The organism is Salinivibrio sp. PR919, assembly GCF_001995355.1.
Lineage (GTDB): Bacteria > Pseudomonadota > Gammaproteobacteria > Enterobacterales > Vibrionaceae > Salinivibrio > Salinivibrio proteolyticus.
In genome coordinates this window covers 1-2,196 of record NZ_MUFL01000158.1, presented here as the reverse complement: position 1 = coordinate 2,196, position 2,196 = coordinate 1, and the positions used below count along the sequence as shown (strand labels likewise).

The 2,196-nt window shown below is 35.9% G+C and carries 2 protein-coding genes and 1 pseudogene; all 3 read right to left on the bottom strand.

Translation table 11 applies throughout. The annotated features are described in order from the left end of the window. Positions 1 to 364: hypothetical protein (locus tag BZG83_RS16295; RefSeq protein ID WP_131825115.1), on the bottom strand; the 364-nt coding region annotated here is incomplete at its 3' end. A gap of 69 nt (positions 365 to 433) precedes the next feature. After that, positions 434 to 1,471 carry an N-acetylneuraminate synthase family protein gene (locus BZG83_RS16290; protein ID WP_077482116.1) on the bottom strand — a complete coding sequence of 346 codons (1,038 nt, stop codon included), beginning with the start codon at positions 1,469 to 1,471 and terminating at the stop codon, positions 434 to 436. An 8-nt stretch (positions 1,472 to 1,479) separates the two neighbouring features. Further along, positions 1,480 to 2,196, bottom strand: a pseudogene (locus tag BZG83_RS16285) (cytidylyltransferase domain-containing protein); the annotation flags it as partial.

The window sequence follows — 2,196 nt, the reverse complement described above, 5'->3', positions numbered from 1 at the left end:
TTAGCTCTATACATTGCTTTCCTAAAGGATAGTAGACACTATCAATCCAGTTTCCACTCAAAGACTTCCAGCCCACACCCATCATAACTATCTTTGTGGTAATATCGGAAAGTTCATCAACTAAGGGGTAAATTTTTGGATACATGTGTTGTTGTAAAGCAGGCCCTCCCATTAAGATTAACGCTTCAGAATTATTCACTATTTCAAGCGTTTCAGCGCTGAATTTTTCCCAACCATTAATATCGACGATCTCTCGATCTGGTCTTATTCTTTGAAATATTTCTTTCGCACGGTACTTGATTAGAAAATCCCCGGCGTTATTTTTTGAACCGGTAAGGATAACATAATATGGTTTTTTTTTCATTTTTCGGCTTTTCGTTGACTATTAAGACGCTGATATCAATATCAGCATCTTATTAAAACTTATATTTAATCAAATCATATCCCAAGTAAGGACTGTATCTTCTTCCACGTCTCTCTTTATTTCTCTTCCTAATACGACATCAATATATTCCGGGCTAATTCCAGTACCTGGGCGCTTACTCATTAGGTGTTCAGGCTTGATCTTATCTCCCGCACTCAAATTATTAGTAATAACTAGAGAACGGCGGGCCTCACGCCTCGGTATCGTTTCACATGGCAATACCGATTTGATATTTGAGCCATAAACCTTACTCAACAGTTCAAAGTTTTCACTTGCTCTTCTAAGGTCATTGTGGTCCATTGCATGGTAGTGATCATTACCTGGCATCGTTTTATCTAGTGTAAAGTGCTTTTCAATAACCGTGGCTCCTAACATATAAGCTGCAGTTAGAATTGTCATTGATGGATCCGGTAAAGTATGGTCACTATATCCAATTTCTAACTGAGGGAATATCGTTTTTAAGTGGCTAATCATTCCTAGGTTTGCATCCTCATCTTTAGTCGGATAAGAGAGTACGCAATGCATGACACAGAGATTAGTACAACCCGCATCTAAGATAACGCGTACAGCTTTTTCGATTTCCGAAATATAAGAGGCGCCCGTTGACAAGTAAATAGGCTTGCCTTTCTTAGCTATATACTCAATAAACGGAGTATTGGTTAGATCAGAGGAAGAAATTTTATAGATATCAATCATATCGTAAAGATAATCAGCTGATTCATAGTCAAATGGTGTAGACATAAAGTCTATACCAAGATCTCGACTATAATTACACAATACTTGATAGTCTTCCTTATTGAATCTATCATGTTTCTGAAATAATCCATGTTGTGTTGTAGTAGGTTCTTTTGTTAAGTCCCAATATGCAGGTGAAGCTTTTGAAGCAATTGTGTCTGCTTTATAAGATTGAAACTTTACCGCGTCAGCTCCATTCTCTTTCGCTTTTTTTATATAGAGTTTAGCTGCTTCAATCAGTGATATATCTAGTGATTTAGCTGTATCAAAAAAATTGACACCAACTTCGGCAATAAGATAAGGTTTATTCATAATTTCCTCTATAGACTGTTAATTAACCCAAGAACACGCTTTCTACCACTTCTCAGATCGTGTTCTAGTAATTTATTTTGGATTTTACATCGTTCACTTTTTTCAAGTGATAGATATAAATCTAAGTTAGACTTAATAATAAAGTCATTGGGGTTTAATCCCAAGTAATTAAAACCATTGTCATGGTTAACAAAACCATGTTTCTCTTCTCTAGTGTTCTGCGCCATTACTAAGGTTGGTATACCTAGTAAAGCTAACTCGTACGCTGTTCTTCCCCTTGATGTCATTGCAATGTCGGATTTAGACATTAATTGAGGCATATTACTAACATCGTACAGCACTTCAATATTTTCGACTTTATTGAACTCAAGTAGCTCTTTAACATTCTGCTTTGCTCGACCAATTACCACAGTAAATTGATAATCTTTATATTCTGGTCTATTAACTAAATTTAAAATCCTATCAGTATAATTCTGAGGGTCCGCCCCCCCAAAAGAAATGAACACATGTTTAACATTGTCCTTTATTACTATTGGCTCATAAAATAAAAATGTTTTCCCGCAGATATAGAACTCTTCACCGGCTTTCATCTGAGGCACTGTTGGTGTTTGATACAACGCATTGATCACTAAATCAGCTTTAATTACTCCTTCGCCATCATCTTCGAAATTGATGATTTTTTTAGCTGGATTACATGCTTTTAATGCAATCATATAATCTATCGT